Genomic DNA, 19978 nt, shown 5'->3' with positions numbered 1-19978 from the left:
GATCCAGGAGCCTCATCATGGCCTTGATGTTCCCACGCTTGGCGCGCAACTTCGCTCGCAATGGCTACTACCCCACTGACGAAACGACGCTGGAACGGACCCTGCAGGCGTTGGCCCCCTCTCCAACCGGCAAGATACGGATCTTTGATCCCTGTGCTGGTGAGGGTGTTGCACTGGCTGAAACAGCTCATGCGCTCGGGCGTGACCGCGTAGAAACCTACGCAGTCGAGTATGACCAGGAACGTGCCAATCACTGCAAGACATTGCTGGATCGTGTGCTGCATAGCGATCTGATGGACACCATGATCAGCCGACAGGCCTTTGGCTTGCTCTGGCTCAACCCGCCCTACGGTGACCTAGTCGCTGACCATGCAGGTGCCTCACAGTACCAAGGTAACGGCCGTCGGCGTCTGGAGAAGATGTTCTATCAACGGGCGCTTCCACTGCTGCAGTACGGCGGGATCATGGTACTGATTGTTCCGCACTACGTGCTGGACGAGGAGCTGTGCGGCTGGCTGTGCAATCACTTCACTGAACTGCGGATCTACAATGCCACTGATCCAACCTTCAAGCAGGTGGTGATCTTCGGTATACGAATCCGCCGCCAGGACCTGGCTCGACCGCAAGAGGTCAAATACGTACGCGCACGCCTTCAGGCGATCGGCGCCGGCACATTGAGTGCCGAAGCGTTACCAACCAGTTGGCCATGGGAGCCCTACAGGGTTCTCCCGGCATCCACCGACCTGGAACACTTCTACCGTATCAGTCTTGAACCTGAGCAGCTCTGCGATGAGGTCAAACGCCTTCGTGGCATGTGGCCTGACTTCACACTGCATTTTGGTCAAACCGGCGCACAGCCACGCCCTCCCGTAAGGGAACTCTCGCGTTGGCACTTAGCGTTGGCCTTGGCTGCCGGCGCGATATCCGGCGTGGTGACATCCAAGACCGGTCGTGTATTGGTTCTCAAGGGCGATACCTACAAAGATAAGGTCCGCAAGACCGAGTTCACCGAGGACCAAGATGGCAACGTGTCCGAGGTACGGATTCTGACAGATCGTTTCGTGCCCATCATTCGGGCATGGGACATGACGCCAGGCTCTACCAACTTCGGCAAGGTCATCACCATCAGTTCGTCGGCGGATTCACAGACTGGGCTTGTAGAACCAGAAGCATTACCTGCTCCTAACCAAGCACCCCGGATGATATTTGAACCCGGACGCTTAGTTATGACCCAGTCGGTGCACTACCTGGTAGAGCACGGACATCTCGACCCAAGCCCTTACTTACGACGACATTTCTCCGGTGATTGGGGAGAACTGCCCGAAGAAAACTGCAACAGCAATAAACGCGCCTTGACCACGGGGGAGCGATTGTTCTCCAGCTACAACGTCGACGCCGGCGATGAAACACGGTTGTGGATCATCACGGAGGCGGACCGGAGCTGCACGACAGTGTTGCTGCCTTCGGACTACTGACTTCCTCATCAATCAACCCGCAGGGTATTCACAATACCCGTCGGGGTGTCGTGCATGCCCTGTTTCACTCCTAACGGAGAAACAAACATGAACGACCTATCACACACCGCATGCCCACCGTTGACCATCGGCCTTACCGAATTCATCGACGAGTTCGGTGATGAGTTGCTGGATTCGCTCAACCGCTCTAACCCACCGGTTTACGCTGGCAACATCAACGAAACCCGTCAACGGGTCATGAACACACTCAAACGCCAACCGTTCCCGGCGCAAGCCGAGGTTGTCCAGGCCGTAACCGCATTGCTGCTGGACCGCAACGAGCAGGCCGCCGTCATCAATGCCGAAATGGGCACAGGTAAAACCATGATGGCCATTGCTGTTGCGGCCGTCATGCACGGCGCTGGCTACCGTCGCACCATGGTGGTTTCACCTCCTCACCTGGTCTACAAATGGCGGCGAGAGATCCTTGAAACCATTCCAGATGCTCGCGTTTGGGTGCTCAACGGCCCCGATACCCTGGTCAAGCTGCTCAAACTGCGTGATCAACTGGGAGATCCCTACGATGGTCGGCAAGAGTTCTTCATCCTCGGGCGCGTGCGTATGCGGATGGGGTTTCACTGGCGTCCGGCGTGTTGGCAACGTCGCTCTGCCGGCGGACACCGCTTTGCAGGCTGCCCAGACTGCGGCCACCTTCTGGAGGATCTAGAAGGCAACCGGATCACTGTCGAAGAGTTTCACCGAGAGGAACGCCGTCAAAGCTGCCCTCAATGTCATGGCCAACTCTGGACGCTGATGCGTCCAGGCAAGGCCGAAAACGGAACGCGCCGGGCAACCATACTGAAGTCGATGTGCCGAATTCCGACCATCGGCCCAATACGTGCAGACAGATTGCTGAATGACTTCGGGGAGGATTTTCTCGCCTCGATGCTGATCGATAACGTCAGCGAATTCATCAACCTAATGGACGCCAAGGGCAACTTCATCTTCAGCGACCGGCAGGCCAAACGTATGGAACGTGCCATGGCCAACATTGAGTTTGGCTTCGGTGAAGGCGGCTATCAACCCACGGAATTCATCAAGCGCTACTTGCCTGATGGATATTTTGACCTACTGGTGGTCGACGAAGGGCACGAGTACAAGAACAGCGGCTCTGCCCAGGGTCAAGCCATGGGGGTACTGGCAGCAAAGGCACGTAAAACCGTGCTGCTGACGGGCACACTCATGGGGGGCTATGCCGACGATCTATTCTACCTCCTGTTCCGTATCCTCACTCGCCGCATGATCGAGGACGGTTACCGACCAAACTCGCGCGGCAGCATGGCACCTGCCGCCATGTCGTTCATGCGCGACCATGGTGTGCTCAAGGATATCTACAACGAGCGGGACAACCAGTCGCACAAAACCGCCAAGGGGAAAAAACTCTCAGTGCGTACGGTGAAAGCTCCGGGTTTCGGCCCGAAAGGGATTCACCGTTTCGTATTGCCATTCACAGTCTTTCTGAAACTCAAAGACATCGGTGGAAACATCCTGCCTGGCTATCAGGAGGAACTGGTCGACGTGCCCATGGCATTGGACCAGGCCTCTGCCTACCAGAAGCTAGCCGGAATATTGGCTGCTGAACTTCGCCAAGCACTTGCTCGCCGGGATACCACACTGTTGGGGGTGGTACTCAACGTTCTGCTGGCATGGCCTGACTGCTGTTTCCGACCGGAGGTGGTCAAACACCCTCGCTCCAAGGAAACACTGGCATTTGTTCCTTCGATTTTCGCAGACGAGGAACTGATGCCGAAGGAGAAGGCGCTGTTGGACCTGTGCCTATCGGAGAAAGCAAAAAATCGGAAGGTTTTGGCTTACTCCGTTTACACCGGAACGAGAGACACCACCAGCAGACTCAAGCGGCTATTGGAACAGGCGGGCTTAAAAGTGGCAGTCCTTCGAGCCTCTGTCGAGACGGCCAGGCGCGAGGACTGGATCCTCGATCAGGTTGATCGCGGCGTCGACGTGCTGATCACCAACCCGGAGCTGGTAAAAACCGGACTTGATCTGCTCGACTTCCCGACCATCGCGTTCATGCAAACCGGATACAACGTCTACACCCTGCAGCAGGCGGCACGACGATCATGGAGGATCGGGCAGAAACTTCCGGTGCGGGTGGTGTTTTTTGGCTACGCACAAAGCTCGCAGATTACCTGCTTGCAGTTGATGGCTAAAAAGATCGCGGTGGCTCAGAGCACGTCGGGAGACGTACCGGAGTCAGGTCTCGATTCGTTGAACCAGGATGGGGATTCGGTAGAGATGGCACTTGCTAGACAATTGATCGCTGTATGACCTCAAGGCCACCTCCGGGTGGCCTTTTTTACGCCCGTTCAGCCACCGGGCCTCAACCGGCAGGCGGCCCTGCTTTCTACGCTTACTCCACGAATTATCTGATCGATATCAAAGCCTTAGAGCGCCAGATTCGACGTGGCGAGCGCATTGTCTACACGATTGAGAGAAGGCAGCTGAGTAAGTGATCGGCACCGCATTCTGAGGTTGGACGCGAGAAAAGCAGCATCTCGTCGCCCACGAGAGAGGCTTAAAATTGATTCGGTTTGATTTGAACGCAAACGACTGTGAGAGGTTGTTCAGACCTAGTGTGGTCACTGACGCAGTCAAGAACATGGGGAAGGTATACGCCAGAAACGAAAACCCCGGCTCTAGGCCGGGGCGGATGTTTCGTGGTCTTTGCAAAGAGTCGTAAGCTTTCGCTCATTGGAGCTCAGTGCCAACCGTAAATCGTAAATCTGGGATCAATGTTACAGACGGGTTGACACTCGCGTCAACCCCCCTTTATACAGGCGCCTCGCCAGAAGGAAGCCGAGCATGCCTCACACCGTCCAGTATAGACCGATTCTGATCGATCAGTTGATCAGCACCAATCGAATTGCAAGCTACAGCAGGGTATTTTCCACACAGAATGATGCCGAATTGGTGGGTGCTTATCTTTGGAATTCGCACGTTTGCTCAGCGTTATACCCCCTATTGAGCGCGGTAGAGGTCACCCTCAGAAACTCGATAGATGCTGCTCTGACGGCGGATCTCGGTAAATTTTGGTGGAAAAAAGGGAAGCTGCAGTACAAGAGCTTCGCCCTTGGTGCTGCTAAAGCTCCTCATCCCGTGGACTTTCTGGCTAATAATTTTTCTTCGGCCTTCAACACCGCAAAAAAAGAGCGATCGAAACGCACAGGGCAATCCTTCTACGCCTGCGTCCCAGATCATCACGAGGTTGTCTCAAAAACCGAGCTCTCGACTTGGGAATTCATCCTTGAGGATGAATACATGGGCAATAACCTGATCTGGCCGAAAAATTTGGGTCAAGCATTCAGGGGGACATGGCCTACAAGTGCAAACATGCTGTTGACCTGCAAGGATCGTGTCTCACTCGTCCGGAATTTCCGCAATCGAGTCTTCCATCACGAGCCGGCCTGGAAACGCTATGGCGTCACCAATGAGCAGCAGGCAGTGAGTCATCTGCATGAAAAAATCGGCAAAATTACCGAACTGATTTCTTGGATTTCGCCGGAAAAAATCGACCTGCTCGAAAAAAGCGGCGTGGTCAAAACTGCCTACCGAGCATGCTCGGTCGCGGAGATTGAACGCTTCAAGTATCAATCAAAGCCAAGCACGATCAACAGTATGGCCAAGCTCATTAAGGTCACTGATGCCGCTAGCTTCGGCAACGAGGCGTTCAAAATCGCGGTTTATGGCAAGCGCAAGTCGGTCTACACCCTCCAGCCGGCATGACAACGATGACGATAGCCGGGAATGAACACCCTTCTTCCCAGGTGCCGTGCATCCCTTAACCGTTGCGCGCCCCAAGCCCGGAAGTGGGTGGTTCGCTTGTTTGAGGACAGGTTGGTAATTGCGAAGACTTGCCCACCCATTCGCATTTGACCTGACCAGTCGTTTTGCAGCGAATGTGATTAGCACGCTTCATGGTCATGACCGGCAAAAGTCAACGCGAAGCTGACTGAGGCGACGGGCAGAAATCGGCCAAAGCTGCCTGTCGTAATCGGCTCAAATCGACCCAAAGCAGAAGTTCGATTTGGAAAGTCCGATGGCTGCTACGCAGCGGGAGCGATCAATCGTTAGGGTACTATGAACGCTAGCCACCGACCGGAAGCAGCCCTCCGGGACAGCCAGCTCAAGCCAGCACGGCCACTCTCGCTTGACATCGCCACTGAATCTGCATGGCTTAGATTGAGTAACCGTTCTTCGCCGTCTTAAAGAGAGACTCCCCGTAGCTGCTCGGTTGCTTGATCTGCCTGCTTGCGAACACGCTGATGTCAAGGTCCGGCTTCCCACGGGCAGTGGTGACCTGTTCGATGCCTAATGACGTCAGGACGAGGTAGCAACCCTCTCCCCACAGGGACTCCGCATCGATATCAACCGGGCCAGCATCACGCCACCAGCAGAGCCTTGCGACCACAGCGCCGCTCGGGTCGAGGAAGACGCTGGGCTCCTCGTCATGCGCGCTCCAGCGAAGCCGCTTCACCCAGTTCGGGCACAAAGCGAACGAATAGGCCGCTGCGTCAAAGCCCATGTCCACCGAGCAAACAACTTTCCTTACCAGCGTTGGCGCCAGATCATTGTCAAATGCGAAGTACTGGCCAAGCCAAACAGCGATGGGCAGCCTGGCATAGCAGTCGTCGAAGTCTTCACTGTCAATCTCTGCCGAGGGTGCTCTAAAGCGGTAGAGACGGTGCTCCGACAGCCGTGGCTTGAGAATCTTGAAGCGGGATACTTCGGCCACGACTTGGCCGTGGCTGTCTGCTGGGAAGGGGGCAACATCACCGTCGACTTCGTCAATCCATTTCCGTTCTCGCTCGGACCAACCCGCACTTCGGTTCAACAGCGGCATTCGGATCCACTCGGGGCGCCCTCGTGGGAGCTTCAGCGGTCGAGGCGGAAGCGGGCAGCCCAAACGTTCCAAAAGCGTGAGCATGTCGCTGCCTTTCAATTTGCCGGCCAGCCGCAGTTCTCCTGCGACGTGGCGAAGTGCGGCAAGGGCAATGTAGGCGTGGGGCTTCAGGTAAGTGATCTGCATGTCGAGCACGCGAAGCTGAGTCTCAAGCCTTTTGGTGCCAGAGGGCCCGAATGCCTCAAGTCCACCCCAATCCTGGATGAACATCGCCGCGCGTCGGCGGACTGTCATCTCCTCAATGCCTGCCGCCTTCGCGATGTGACGTGCCGTCGAGCGCAACATCTCGGTCCAGCCAAGCGGCGACTCGACGCGCATGGCACCAGTTCTTTCGTCCGTGAATGCCTGGTCACCCTCTGGCGGGTGCTCGAGTTCAAGGCGATAGAAAAGCGGCAGTGGTATCGCGTCCAAGGAGACAGCCTGCCTCCACCGATGCGACAAGAGCGCGGCTGACTCTGCCACCGCAATGTCACGGTGACTGACCAACGCAGCCACGGCGCTGCCCAACTCGGGGGCAAGGTCCGCGCTGTCAGCAGCCAGCAGAGTTCCGAGCGCATGCAAGGGGGCATCTAATTCGCCGGCTATAAGTCGCCGCATAAGGGACTTGAACAAAGCTTGGCCGAGTCCGGCTTGCCTTGCCAGGCTCAACGTGCAATTGCGTGCGTGTCGCTGAACTTCTGCAACGGGCAGCCGATAGGCAAAGTGCAGCAGATCCTCCAAAAGTTCCGTGTCGCTGAGCGGTAGCTCGCTCGGCTGGAAGGGTCGCCCCAGCTGGAACTCGCGAGTGCAGGCCATCTGCTCCTCAAGTAGCGACCAGATGGCCGGCCAATCCGGCGTCGCGCTGATTACCGGCAGTATCGAATCCAGCTCTGCCAGCAGTGACTGGGTGTTCTCCTGGCCCGCCGTTACTGAATCGACAATGTTCTCGAAGGCGGCTGGGCATGTGGATGGTCCCTGCAAGAGCTTCTTCGCCTCAAAGTAGAAGAACTTACCGCCACCCATCCACTGGCTCCAGGAACTCCAGGGGTCCTTGCTTGACTCGTAGCCTTGCATCAGCTTCTTGGCGTACTCGACCTCCCCCGCCGCAGCCAACCTTTTAACCATCAGGAAGCGGCAGCGCGCGTCGTCCTGCAAGACCTGCCAGCGCTCAAATATCCTCCGCGCCATATGAAGCGGGGCCGTCTCGGCCAGTTCTCTGAAACGGTACGGGGCGTTGTAGTTCAGTTCGTCGCCATCCGATTCAAACGCGCGCTCAAGCTGCTCGAGAGTGGTCTCCGAGTCGTACTTGCTTGGCGTATACGAGTGTCGAGGTTCCGGCGCTTCTGACGTCCACCGGGCTACGGCGGCGTCGAGCTCGGCAGATGAAAACCCATGTCTTCCGGCAGCGGTGCGAAGGCGCTGGAGCAGTCCGACCCTCTCGTGTGCCCTGCTGGCTACCTCGATCACCGCCAAAAACATCCGCGCGAGCGGTTCAATCTGTATAGGCCCCGCGGCGTCGGCGGCGATGTCGATGAAGTCACCGACGTGGTGCGGGTCCCGGTAGTACGGTTCCATGTAGAACGGCAGACACAGACCGCACCAGACCGTCGCGCAAGCCAAGACGAGTTCAGGGCTTCGCCGCACCATCCCCGTCATGAGCAGGTCAACACGGTTCGGCCAGCCAATCAGATTCCAATCCGCCAGTGTCTTTGACACCTCGAAGCCGAAGCGAGGTCCGACCTGCGTCGCTTCCTCGATTAGCGACATCGTCAAACGATGCGCGGCCGACGACCCTTCCGTTTCGGTCATGCCGCCGACCTGGCGCATTAAGGTCGATACTCGCTTGACACGGTTCTCCGGGTCAGCGGCGTTCGCAAGGACCAGGATGTCTCGCCAGATTGCGTACTGCGGGTCTTTCTTGGGGGCCAACGCGTAGCCAAGGCATTGCTCGGGAACCGTCGCCAGCAACTGTTTGGCCCGCTCTAAGTCCCCGACCGCAGCCAACGCGATGGCCAGATCGGCCAACCCGTCGATCTGCTCGCTCGGCGTGCTCTCCTGAAGCTCCGCCACGAGTGCGTTGAGTCGATCGACGGCCGCCACCCGGTCACCGTCAACCCTATACGCATCGACGGCCAATCTGCGTCGCAGGTACGCAGTGCCCCCCAGCGTCGATGAGGCGATGGCTGCGTCAATTTCCCGAAGTACCGCACGGTACTCAGTCTCGCCGCGCTTGGCGCCGAGCCTCAGCAGCGCTGGCACGAGCATGGGGATCGCTTTGAAGGCCTGCTGGATGCGATATGACTCGCTGCCGCCTTCTGATGTCAGACGTAGGACGTACCCAAGGGCAATGCGGGCTTCGTCCTGGATGCTGCCGGCCGGCACGGACGCGTTGTCGACGGCGGCGCGACCTAGAAGCACGCCTATCGTCGAGGCGTGCTGCTGAAACGGATGAAGGAAGGTGTGCTTCGACGGTATCGCGCTTGGCAGCGGCTTATTGAGCAGCGTGCAAAGCCTCGCGTGATGTATCACCGCACCGACCAGATTACCCAGCCCAGCCAGGTCCGTCTCGTCGTCGCACATAGAGATCATCGGTGCGACCAGCTTGTCGAACAGGGCCTCGGCTAGGTAACGACGGTCAGCTTCGAATGCAATTAGTGCCATCCGGCGTCGGTAGCCGTTGGGTACCTCTACGAAGCCAGGAAGGGCGGCGGCGGCATCAAACAGGGCAAGCGCTTGCGCAACGTCGCCACGCCGACTGGCCACAAGACCTGCGTGAACCATCACCGAAGGTTTGTCTTCGTTGGCTACCCCGAGCTTGCTGCAGAGGTCTTGTGGATCGGCGCCAACCTTCTGAAGGAGCATCGCCTCTGCGGCTTCCCTCCTCAGATGCAGTTGCAGCGCGGCGACAGTTTGCGGATCCACCTTTTCGGGCTGGCGTAGCCCCTCTGCGGCGAGGTGGTCAATCGCTATCTGGATCTGCTCGGTGTCTCGGAAGTGGACGGCGCGCCTTGCCCACCTCTCGAATTCCGTTATGTTGTGGTCGTGCCCGTGGTTCTGGAACTTGGACGTATGGAGCTGCGACAGTGGCTCGAGGCTTTCAAACAGTTCCTTCGCCCGCTCGAAGTCCCCTCGCGCTAACAGGGCGTCGACGATCTCGTAGCCCTGGCTGGGGAAGTACTGCACGAAGGCCAGGGCTGCATCAATGTCCCCAACCGCTAGCATCGCCAGCGGAAGCTGGTTGGCGTACTCAAGGGCAGTTTCCCGCCGCCCCACTTCGTCACGACACAGCAGCAGCCGTGAGAAGGCGGTCGCATCGTGCGTTCCACGCACTGCCAGCAGAGCCAGGCGGATATCGGCGTGGATCTCGGCGATAGAACGCCCGTCAGCCAGTTGCTGCCTGAAGCGAGCGGGCATCGCCAGCGCAAGTACATCGGCACCGTCGCCGGCACGGGCGCGGTAGCGCAACTCAAGCCAGTACTGCGCCGATTCGGGCGGCGCGTTCTTCGCCAACTGGGCTAGGTCGCGGTACACGCGCTGCGAGTATTCGGCATCGACGCTTCCGAGGCGGGTTCGAGGTTGAGCGATGACGAACAGCCGAAAGCTGTTGTGGAAGACGCTCCACCCCTGGGATGAACTACGGAGCAGGTGCCGTGCAACGATCAGAGCGCGTTCAATCGCGGACTCCTTGACCATTGTGGCCAGCAGCCGCAGGTCCACAGGTGCCTCAGCACGAGCGATGTAGCCCAGCACGTCCATGGCATCGACATCGCTTGCGATCTCGCGCCAAGCAGCGGTGTACACGGTCTCAATATCGCCGTCGAACGGCATCCCACCGCTGAGAAGGTGCTTACGGCCGGCTTCGTCCGCGTGCAGCAGCGCATGAATTAAGTAGCGCGTTGCCAGCGGGTGGCCATGCGATAGATTGCTTAGATCCAATCTTGGAATCTCGGCAGGCAGGCCAAGCGCCTCTGCCATCCGGGCGACCTCCTCGCGGCCGAGAGGTCCCATGAGAACCTGTCGCTCGCTTTTCTCCGCTTGCTCTCTTACTGCGGGCTTCAGATTCGCGAGATCCAGCCGCTGCGTGCCGAGGATGAACACAACCCCGTTGGGGATGGCAGCGGGAAGAGGCAGCTCGCCCAGAAGCGAATTGGTCGGCCGCTCTTCGCGAGGCACATGGTCGAGCCCGTCGACGACGATGATTGTTCGGATCCCGTCGCGGTCGAAGCGTTCACCAGCCTGCTGTACCAGGACGCCGAACTGCTCTCGGCGCTCATGCAGCGAGTCGTCGCGAAGACGAAGTCCAACCAAACCGCTGTTGCGTAACTGCGTGCCGACGTCAGTCAGGAAGTTGTCGGCCTCCCCGCGACCCACGCCTTGAGCAGCACCTGGCACGTACGCCAAGTAGCGAACGAGCCGGATATTAGCCTCAGTGACCAGCGCAACCTGCAGGAGAGTGGACTTCCCGGAGCCAGGCGGTCCTATGAGTGAGACGTAGCCCTGGTCGGCGGCATGCAGCGCGGCTAGCAGCTTGGCCTCAGTATCACGGTTGCGCTGAACATAGGCGCCGACTGGGAACCGGTGGATGAGCAGCGTCTTGGAGGGATCGCGCCAGCCAAGCTCACGAAGCAGCTCGTCACGCGTCCACCTGTCTTTGTCGCGGGCATCGGCGACTAGCTTGGGCAGTACGCTTGCAATCTCGGATGCCTGCCGCGCCTGCTCGGCGTTCAATTTGTGCGACTGGATGAAGTCCGCCGCAGCTCCGCACACTACACGGAGGCTGTGCAAAAAAAATTCGAAGTCGTCATCGTCCAGGCCGGCTTCACGGCGCAGGTGGTTGATCAGTCGACTCCATTCCTGCGTGTACCAATCCGCTAGCGGCCGATTTGGATGCTGTTGGAGTTGCTCAAGAAATGCCGCGCTGTGGGGCGGCGTGCCATCGCCTGGCTTGTCAGTAATCGACGGAAAGTCATTAACAACCAGGCGAATCTCGACCCGGCTTCCCGGGTTGTCCTTGCGCAGGCACTGCCAAGCATGAACCAGGGGCCTCAACAGGCCGTTTGCACCAGTAAACAGCGTCTCAACAGTGAAAGTGCCTGGGAACTTGGACGTCTTGAACTGGTGACCGACCACCACCCCATCGAAACCGAGCACCAAGTCGTCGGCAATACCCGCGTTGCGGTCTGCGACGCCGATCCAGAGCAGCTCGTCGCGCTCGAGCGCAGCATAAATGGCAGCGCCCGCCCGCTCGTACTGGCCAATGTATCCACGGAGTGCTCGACGTTCACCTTCCGCCGGCGCAGTTGCAGGAGCTACAGAGGTTGATGGATTCGGTTTCTTGGACATTTTTGGAGCCATGTGAATGGATTAGGTAGTTGACGCCAACTGATACCAAGAAAACTGCTTCAGCATAACCCGAGGCGTCCAGCAACAGACGGTAGATGCGGCTAAGTCATTGAGCGTAGCTCTGAAACGAAGCCTGGCCAGCTCCAATCGAAGCGGTCATTCACGAGATGGGGCGTGAATGACTAACATCAGCCTATTCCTGCCGTTCAGTCAGGAAATTCGAGCGACAGGTCGTGGCCGGGGGCGGCCAGTCGCCATAGGCTGGAGTCGGCCAGGAGCGGTCATTTGCGACCAGATTCTTACCCGTCAAGAAAGCTGGTCGTACCCGAATGCACATCCAGCAAGTACGTCGGTTGGTTGATAATCTCCGCTCCAGCCTCGGCTGCGACCGCGCTCAGAGATCAGATGTAGGTTCTTTCTAGCCCGCGACGAAACCACGTACATGAGCTTCTTCGCTGTCTCGGCCTGGTTCGGATCGCTGAAATGGGGAACCATCCCTTCTAGCAGGCCATAGGCGATCACTGCATCATACTCAGCGCCCTTTACCCCGTGGATCGTCGATACGGTGATACCAGTCCGGCCCGCAAAGACCTTCCTGAACATCTCCAATTCAGCGATCGCCTCAGCGCCTTCTTTGATGAGCTTGTCGATGCGCTTCTGCGAGCATTCAAAGAAAGCGTCGTGATGCTCTTGGAGCGCCGCGTAAGTGTGGCGATCGACTCCCAAAGTGGAACATAGCTGGTCGAAGAACACCCGGAGGAAGACCAGGCCATCGGTTTCGGTGACGGTGATGGAGTTGCAGACGCGCAGCAGTGTCTTGCGGTCCAAACCTTGAACCTCGACGCCCGCCACGCTGAGGTCAGCGATTACTTCCCCCGCCCATCGCATCCGGCGTACATAGAGCTGTGGGGACGCCTCCGTCAGAATGATCCGGGCGAGCTTGTACCAGAAATTGTCGACGTCGCGCGCGAAGGGCACCATGCCTGGGCCATCGAACGAATAGGCCGGAAGCGCCGCGACCAGACGACGTGTCATGCTTGCGAGATGGACCCACCAAGGCGCAACGATGCAGACCTCATGCTGAGCGATCCCGAGCGTTTCGACGTTGAATTTGATGAGCCTTACAAGCTCTTCTTCCAGCGCGTCGCGGTGCGTCTGGTGATCGAATGACACTACGCTCGCGTAGTCCTTGCCCCTTCCCACCGCCTCGATCTTCGAAGGCAAGACGTTGTAATTGCCGAAATAGCTCACAATGCGCGATGACGACCGATAATTGTCTGATAGCTCCATTTCCTTGAAGGCGATGCCGCACTGCGTCCCAAAGTCCGCCGCCGTGATCGCATAGCCGCCAAGCGAGCCATAAATTGCCTGATTAGGATCGCCTACGACGAAGGCGGACGCACCACCTTTAGACGCTTTCAGGATCGATGCGAGGATCGCATATTGGATTTCCCGCGTATCCTGAAACTCATCGAGGAGCACGCATTCAAAGATCGAGCCCAGCAGCACGCTGATCGAGGGATTCTTCTCGATGAGTTGATAGGCGTAGAAAAGGATCAGTTCAAAATCAACCTGCCGCTCGGCACGGAGTGCCTTCCAATATGCCTGCAAAACTCCACGAATTGCTTCATGCTTGTCAGTCTTGTTGCATGTCAGGACACAGCCGTTCGGCTTCAAATAATATGCGCAGTCGAAGCTGCTGAGCTTAGTGCCCTGCACCGCGCTGCAGAGTTCCTCGTGCATTCGTTCGGTGTCATGGGCATTGATCACCCGGAAACCGTGCTTGAGCGCCGAGTGATAGATTCCGTAGGGCTTTAAGATCCATTCGAGACAGAAGGAGTGGATCGTGCCAATCCAGAGCTGGCTCGTATCGACGCCAAGCTGCTCAATCCGTTCGTGAATCTCATCCGCAGCCCGGTGGGTGTAGGTGATCGCGACGACGCGTTTTTTGTCCGACTTAAGCTCCGACAACAGCCGGGCGATCTTGTAGGTCAGGGTCCTCGTTTTACCGCTCCCCGGGCAGGCAACGAGGAAGACGCTGCCTGGATGCTCGATGGCTGCGACTTGGGCGTCGTTCAGATCCTTCCTGTCCCAGACAAACATTCTAGAAGCTCGCCAGGATAGTGTTGATGCTGTCTGCCGGAAAGGCCTGTAGCATTTCGGCGCGGACACCTGCAAAGTCGATCTCGCCGCGGTGGTAGCGTCTGATTTGCGCGCGCATCGCGTCGATGTCTCCTGGCGCGTGTAGTTGCGACGCCGCAAGGATCGAGACCCGATAGTCCAGCACACGCGCCCATGTCTGGATGGATACCGGGATATGCGCTTGGAAGATGGCGTCGAGGATGTAATCCGGAATGGAAGTTTCTGGCGTGATCATTCGCCCTAGGATGATGGCGAACCACCCTTTTCCGGCGTAACGTGCCATCGTCAGCACGCGCGTCCCGAAACGTGCGATGTCGCCCGATTCCAGCTCCATCTTAGACGTCGCGATGGTGCCGCCATCCTTATAGACGTCGCCCAGCACCGAAACGACAGTGCCGACATTGCCGGCGGAGACGAAATCGACCTCGAAAGTGTGGTCGGCGAAGTGCGCCGTCAGCCAGGGATTCCCGGCACACAACTCCTTGAGCGCTGCCTCGCGCTGGAGTCCAGCGATCTGTGACCCCAGTGCTTTCTTCTTCGCGGCCGCCTTATCGTCACTGTCTAGTATGTCCGTGGTCGTATCGATAAACGCGCGGTCAAGGTCGGTGATGATCGCGCAGCGCTTGCGGATGCGCTCGTTGTGGAAAAGCACCGCAACGTTCTCGAAGCCGGTGCTGCGGATGTTGATCAAGCTGATCCCCAGCTCGTCCAGGCTAAGCCCGAACACTTTTTTAACGAGGATTGGGATGAGGATCTCCTCGGCGTCGCCCTCGACTAGAACCACGCTCTTGGCGAAGAGCAGATTGCTGCGGACAGCATCGAGGTAGCGCTGGATATTGCCAATCTGGCCGGCGTCAAGTCCCGTAGATGGCTGAAACACCTCGCATCGTCCGTCCTGCCGGCCGAGGATGTTGATGTTCACGACGTTGTTCACTTCGGATATGTGGGTCGAATGGGTCGAATAGATTATCTGGGTGTCATCAAAGTTCAGCCGGTCGAACAGCGTTTTCTGGATATGGGTGTGGATGTGCGCCTCCGGCTCCTCAATCACGAGGAAATTGGCGAAGGACTCTTTCTGCTTCTGGTATTTGAACTCGAGCAGCTTCAACGTCAGGTAGATGAGGTTTGCACCGCCTAGGCTCAACTCGTGAATCGCGCCCTCATATTCTTCCTCACTCTCGCCCACAAATAGCTTGAGCGACTGGAACAGACGGTCGGCCTCGTCGGACAGATCCGAGCGGATCGAAAGTGATCGCGGAGAGTAGGTCTCGCCTGCCGCATCGGTGATGGTGTCGCGGATATCGGTGCGGATGGTTTCTACATCTGGTAGGCCCTCAATTGCATCGTTGAGCCCTTTGACGAGCGCGGTGATCGGCTCGAAGCTCTGCGGATCGATCTCACCGCTTCGACATTTGAGCAGAGTTAGGAGGGGGTTGGTGCGGTTGTTCTGGAAGTCGGCGACCACATCGCGCAGTGCTTGCACGAAGGTGAAGCAAACTTCGCGCGAGATCGAGAGCATGCCCGGGATGACGCCCCCGATAGCGGGGATCGTCAGTTCTTGGGGAAATATTACCGCATCGAAGTCGCCAACCAGTTGCCTGTAGGTTTCGGGATCGAGGAAGTTTGCGGTGCTCTTGCCGGTGAAGATCGTTTCATAATCCGAAATGGTGATCTTCGAACGTGCCTCGGCGAGTCCTACGGCATCACCGACGGCAAGGTCGGCCAGGGTCCGCCGAACTGCCGCCTTGGGGCGAAAAATAAGGTTGTAGGTCGCCTTGCCGATCGCGCCGTCGGCGATATTACCGGTCCCATGGAGAAAGAGGGATTGAATCGCTTCGTCCTGGGATACCTCATCGAACTCGAGGCTAATGACTACCCAGTGACCGCGCCAGTTGCCAAGGCCCCGGTGGAAGTCCTTCTCGTCGAGCCTATATGCCGCGCGCAGCAGCGTGTCGTCGAGCAAGAGACGCAACGCCCGGAACAGGTTGGTCTTGCCTGATCCGTTCTCGCCGATGATCGTGTTTACGCCCTTGTTGAATACGACATTCGCGCATTCGAAATTCCGGTAGTTGACGAGTTGTAACCTTGAAATATGCACGAATAACGTACCCCGTTTAGCCGTAGCTCGTTATTTTAGCCTGCCCAATCGAGCTGGAGCATTGTGCGCTCCCGTGGCTTGGTGGTGAAGATACGGCTCAATCGCTTAGCAAAGCGCCGATCGAATCCTGCATTGTAGGCGAACACAAGCGCCGCCGGCCCTGCAAAGGCTGCAGCCCCTGCGATCTTGATCGGAAGTAATCGGGGCATACCACGATATTGATACAGACGGAGAAGTCCAAAACTGACTCTACCGCCAGTAAGTGACTGCTCTTGGCCGAGTGCTGCCCACCGCGACCAGCGGCAAACGACAAATTTCGGTCGCTAACTAACGCTTGGTTAGGGACGAGTTTTAGCCCGCCCCGGATATCGCAGCAAAGGAGTTGAACTCTTGCTAGGCGTCATTTCTAGATTTTTGCAAATACTTGGTGAATCTCCTCAATGGACTTCCAAAAACCCTAAGAGCTGTAAAACCTATTTCCTGCTGCACCTGATGGACCGGTTTGAGAAGGTGTCCTCGCTTTTGCGCGAGGACGCCCATGAACCTACCACGCCCTACTCGAACCACTGTAATACTCAGCTTCTGTCTAGTAGTTCTGGCTGGAATGCTGGGCTATCAGCACTATCAGCTCTCTCTGCTCAGGAACAGCCTGGCCACCACCGCCGATAAGGAGTCGCTCGATGCACTGCTGACACGGCTGGGCAAAGTCGACGAGCGGCTGGACACGGTAGACGGCAAGCACCTGGTGACCAACGATGACTTCCGCTCCGGACAGCAGGCATTGTCGAACCGCATCGACGCAGCTCAGGCCTACGCTAAGCAAGCGACCGAAACAGCCAAGGAAATCTCACAAAATGCCGCGTCTACAGGGGAGCTAGTAGCGCTCAAGGCCAGCGTCGAAACGCTCGATAGCCGTGTTCACGAAATAAGCCAATCCCAGATCAAGCAGACTGCTGCCGCGCCCTCAAAACCGAAAGCCACTGCCCGCAAACCATCTCCCGCTCAGAAGCCCAATACCAGCGTCGTTACACCGAAAACGCCCCCCTTCACCGTTATCGGCATCGAGTACCGGGGCGGGGAACGCTTTTTGTCCGTAGCACCGCCAGGCAGCACACAGTTAAACCAGATCTACCTAATTCGTCCTGGTGACGCCGTGGCGGGTACTGAGTGGCGCCTCAACACACTGGACGGCAGATCAGCACGCTTTGACGTGGCTGGAAAACCGCAAACCGTAACCGTCGCGCAATAGGACCTCTTTTATGAATTTCCCAACGTCCATATCAGAAAAGCAGAGATCCACGAGCGCCTCGCGGCTCACTACAGGCTTGGCTATCCTTGCCTTTGCCTATGGCTGCCATGCTGCTCCGGAACACGCTACGTCAACTACAAACACTCAAATCAGCGAACTCGGCTTCCAGAATCCTCCTCAAGTTGCCAGCCAGACAGAACTCGCCCGCGAGTGGGGGTTAACCCCCCAAGAGTGGACCCGTTATCAAACGGTTATGGCGGGACCACGCGGAATCTATTCGCCAGGACTGGATCCGTTGACCGCACTTGGCATCGAAGCCAAATCGGCTGAAGAGCGTAGACGGTACGCAGAACTACAGGTGCAGGCCGAGCGACAACGTATCGATAAGGAGCTTGCCTACCAAAGAGCTTATGACCAAGCCTTTGCTCGCCTCTATCCCAATGAAAAAGTCATCCAAATATCATCAGGCCCGACATTTCCCGCAGGCTCTGGCACCAACACTGCTCTAAAAGGCACAGGGCGATTAGCCGTTTTTGTTCAAGACAGCTGCACCGCCTGCATCGCTCGAGTGAAAGACCTTCAGACTCAGAAACAACCCTTTGATCTGTACTTCGTGGGTAGCCAAGGTGATGACGAGACCATTCGTCGTTGGGCAATTCTGGCGGGCATCGAGCCAACCAGCGTGCGCAACCGACAGATCACACTGAATCACGACGCCGGCCGCTGGCTCGGCCTTGGACTCGGCGGCGATCTACCAGCTGTAGTGCGCGAGGTGAATGGGCAATGGCAACGTCAGTAGTTCGCGAAACGCTGGCTGGCTTTCTTCTAATTGGCGCAGCAATGGCTAACAGTGCCGAGGTCCCGCCACCGGCCTATCAATTGATTGCGTTGCCTGCCGGCGTTCCATCCGAGGTGCTCTATTCGGTCGCACTGCAGGAGAGCGGTACGCGACTGCGTGGCCAGATCGTGCCCTGGCCCTGGACATTGAATGTCGCCGGCGCCGGTTACCGCTTTGCGACCCGTAGCGATGCATGCAGGGCACTGATGCTTGCGATTCAGACCGCTGGCCCCAATCGGGTCGACGTCGGCCTAGGGCAAACCAATATCGGTGCCAATGGCCACCGTTACAGCTCCCCCTGCGAAGGGCTGGATCCGTACAAAAACCTTTCGGTTACGGCTCAGATCCTGGCCGAGCAAAAAGCTAAAGGCGGAGATTGGATCACGGCCGCTGGCCGTTACCACCGCCCGGCCGGGGGCGAACCCGCTGCCCGCTACCGCCGCGCATTTGCCAAACATCTTAGCCGGGTCACCGGCATCAACCTGATGGCGAACAACCCATGAATGGACTGTTGAGTTTCGTGCTTTTGCTGTGCTTGGTCACCCCAATTGTGGTGAACGCAAGCTCGTTGATTGTGGTTGAAGACCGGGGCGGTGTATCCGCCCTTCCCTACTACCAAGACTTAGCACCTGAACCTACCGCGCAATCCACACCAATCGAAACTATGGGGGTACGTGGCCATGGGTCTTTTCCCGTGCGCTCAGACCAGCTTGTCCCCGGCCAAGAGCAGGGCCGGGTAATAAACGCGCCAGGCTTACAACCTCTTTTCCTGGTGGGTGACGATGAAATGTCCAGAACCTGGCTGACTCGACGCCGTGAGCAACTGCAGCAGTTGCAGGCGGTAGGTCTGGTAGTGAACGTGGCCAGTGCCGAACGATTTGCCGAGGTGCAACGATGGGCAGGCGACCTGCAGATGGTCCCAGCACCGTCAAATGACCTGGCGCAGCGCCTTGGAATCAAACGCTACCCACTGCTCATTACTGCAACGGCCATTCAGCAGTAGGAGACAGGAATGCCACCGCCTCAGTCACTCACCTTGGTGATCAGACAACCGGAAGATCCGCGAACTTGCCAGCTGATTTTGGAGCAAGTGACCTACGTGGTTTGGCTTTATGGCGGCCGTGTGACGTCCACAGAACAGGGTGACGCCATCGCTATGCGCGAGAAGCTAGCCGACCGAATACCGGCACATGAGCTAGCACTGGTGAAACAGGAGCTGGACGAGCAGTTCCCCTTAATACTCAATAAGCTTTAAAGGCACGCAACCATGGCCAGCCCCTTCACTATCGAGTCATTGCTTCGTCCTGCCGTCGAGCTTTACACGGTCTGGGTTTGTGCTGCAGCAGCGCTGCTTTGTATATTCGCACCCTGGGCGTTTGCACTGACGCCTTTATTTGGAGTGGTTGCCGCTGCTGGCTTTTTAGGTCTTGGGGTTGTTCGCCTGAAACAGGCACTGATGGTATTGCGCTACCGACGCAATGTCCGGCGTCTCCCCCACTACACCATGACCAGCAAAGAAATTCCGGTGAGCAAGGAGCGGCTGTTTATAGGCAAAGGCTTTCGCTGGACTCAGAAACATACCCAGCGCTTGATGGACACTTACCTCCCCAAATATGCCGAGTACGTCGAGCCTACCTCGATCTACAACTGGGCACGGCGGGTTGAGGAACGATTGGAATTCGCTCCCTTCCCACTCAAGCTGCTGGCCAAAGCCACCTCTTGGGATGTCGCGCTTAATCCAGCACGTCCGCTGCCACCCGTAGGTGGCCTACCGCGCTTACATGGTATTGAGCCAAACGAAGCTGACGTCAGCTTGCCATTGGGTGAGCGGGTTGGGCACTGAACGAGCCCCATGAAAGACAGGACACCGTTTCCCCCTTACGATAAGGGATAG

The 19978-nt window shown here is 57.6% G+C and carries 10 protein-coding genes and 1 pseudogene; 8 read left to right on the top strand and 3 right to left on the bottom strand.

Annotation, left to right across the window (positions count from 1 at the left end; all coding sequences use genetic code 11):
• The first annotated feature begins 17 nt into the window (after window positions 1-17).
• From NR164_RS25410 to NR164_RS25400, 3 genes are all read left to right on the top strand, one after another.
• Window positions 18-1475 carry a DUF6094 domain-containing protein gene (locus NR164_RS25410; protein ID WP_256823418.1) on the top strand — a complete coding sequence of 486 codons (1458 nt, stop codon included), beginning with the start codon at window positions 18-20 and terminating at the stop codon, window positions 1473-1475.
• Window positions 1476-1562: 87 nt separating this feature from the next.
• The gene (locus tag NR164_RS25405) at window positions 1563-3803 is read left to right on the top strand and encodes a DEAD/DEAH box helicase (RefSeq protein ID WP_256823417.1); all 2241 of its coding nucleotides are present in this window, start codon (window positions 1563-1565) and stop codon (window positions 3801-3803) included.
• A gap of 534 nt (window positions 3804-4337) precedes the next feature.
• Window positions 4338-5258 carry a CAAX protease gene (locus tag NR164_RS25400; protein WP_256823416.1) on the top strand — a complete coding sequence of 307 codons (921 nt, stop codon included), beginning with the start codon at window positions 4338-4340 and terminating at the stop codon, window positions 5256-5258.
• A gap of 451 nt (window positions 5259-5709) precedes the next feature.
• On the opposite strand, the gene NR164_RS25395 is transcribed toward NR164_RS25400, so the two are convergent.
• The 3 genes from NR164_RS25395 to NR164_RS25385 form a co-directional block, all read right to left on the bottom strand.
• Window positions 5710-11757 (bottom strand): ATP-binding protein, encoded by a 6048-nt coding sequence (locus NR164_RS25395; protein ID WP_256823415.1) that lies wholly within the window; start codon window positions 11755-11757, stop codon window positions 5710-5712.
• A gap of 306 nt (window positions 11758-12063) precedes the next feature.
• Window positions 12064-13860 carry a UvrD-helicase domain-containing protein gene (locus NR164_RS25390; RefSeq protein ID WP_256823414.1) on the bottom strand — a complete coding sequence of 599 codons (1797 nt, stop codon included), beginning with the start codon at window positions 13858-13860 and terminating at the stop codon, window positions 12064-12066.
• Between the two features lies 1 nt (window position 13861).
• On the bottom strand, window positions 13862-15997 hold the full coding sequence (locus NR164_RS25385; RefSeq protein ID WP_256823413.1) for an AAA family ATPase: 2136 nt from the start codon (window positions 15995-15997) through the stop codon (window positions 13862-13864).
• Window positions 15998-16535: 538 nt separating this feature from the next.
• Between NR164_RS25385 and NR164_RS25380 the strand changes: the two genes are divergently transcribed.
• From NR164_RS25380 to NR164_RS25360, 5 genes and pseudogenes are all read left to right on the top strand, one after another.
• Window positions 16536-17246: a methyl-accepting chemotaxis protein gene (locus tag NR164_RS25380; protein WP_256823412.1), complete on the top strand. Its 711-nt coding sequence runs from the start codon at window positions 16536-16538 to the stop codon at window positions 17244-17246.
• Window positions 17247-17256: 10 nt separating this feature from the next.
• Window positions 17257-18045, top strand: coding sequence for a TIGR03759 family integrating conjugative element protein (locus NR164_RS25375; protein WP_256823411.1), 789 nt, complete (start codon window positions 17257-17259; stop codon window positions 18043-18045).
• A complete protein-coding gene (locus NR164_RS25370; protein WP_256823410.1) occupies window positions 18030-18587 on the top strand; it encodes a lytic transglycosylase domain-containing protein in 558 nt (185 codons plus the stop codon). Before NR164_RS25375 ends, NR164_RS25370 begins: the two co-directional genes overlap by 16 nt.
• Window positions 18584-19087, top strand: a complete 504-nt coding sequence (locus NR164_RS25365) for an integrating conjugative element protein (RefSeq protein WP_256823409.1) — start codon at window positions 18584-18586, stop codon at window positions 19085-19087. The genes NR164_RS25370 and NR164_RS25365 overlap by 4 nt, the downstream gene beginning before the upstream one ends.
• Before the next feature lie 264 nt (window positions 19088-19351).
• Window positions 19352-19924 (top strand): annotated as a pseudogene (locus tag NR164_RS25360) (conjugative coupling factor TraD, PFGI-1 class); the annotation flags it as partial.
• Window positions 19925-19978: the final 54 nt, after the last annotated feature.

This window comes from Pseudomonas sp. Pse79 (assembly GCF_024519615.1).
GTDB lineage: Bacteria > Pseudomonadota > Gammaproteobacteria > Pseudomonadales > Pseudomonadaceae > Aquipseudomonas > Aquipseudomonas veronii.
This window is presented reverse-complemented; position numbering and strand designations above follow the sequence as displayed.